Origin of the sequence: Bartonella sp. AA83SXKL (assembly GCF_042196965.1) — a bacterium.
In the GTDB taxonomy this organism is placed as follows: Bacteria; Pseudomonadota; Alphaproteobacteria; order Rhizobiales; family Rhizobiaceae; genus Bartonella.
Window position 1 is genome coordinate 1 of sequence record NZ_JBHIRG010000341.1, and the last position, 545, is coordinate 545.

A 545-nucleotide genomic window follows, 5' to 3' on the forward strand; every position below is an offset into this window, starting at 1 on the left:
ATGGGTCGATGCATGACGATAAAGTCCCTCCAGCTGAAGCGCTATATCTAATGTGCGGCCAATAGCAGGATCTTTTTTCTTTTCTTCTTCAAATTTCGGTTCATCCTTAATAGCATCAGCCAACTCAACTTGACTTCCAGGCGCAGCAGGAACCAACTTTGTAAGATATTCCACCTGACGATACGGCACTTCTAAAACACGCCCAACATCACGCAATACCGCACGTGCCTGCAATTTACCAAACGTAATAATTTGAGCGACTTGATCACGACCATATTTTTTTTGAACATAATGAATAACTTCTTCGCGCCGTTCTTGACAAAAATCGATATCAAAATCTGGCATAGAAACACGATCTGGATTGAGAAATCTTTCAAAGAGAAGAGAAAAACGCAATGGATCAACATCGGTAATCATCAATGCATAAGCCACAAGTGAACCAGCACCAGAGCCACGTCCTGGGCCAACGGGAATATCATGGACTTTCGCCCATTTTATAAAATCTGAAACAATAAGAAAATAGCCAGAAAACTGCATGCGCGTAA

1 pseudogene is annotated in these 545 nt (G+C 41.8%); it reads right to left on the bottom strand.

The window, feature by feature from the left end:
* Positions 1–545: pseudogene (locus tag ACFINO_RS11525) on the bottom strand (DNA polymerase III subunit alpha); the annotation flags it as partial.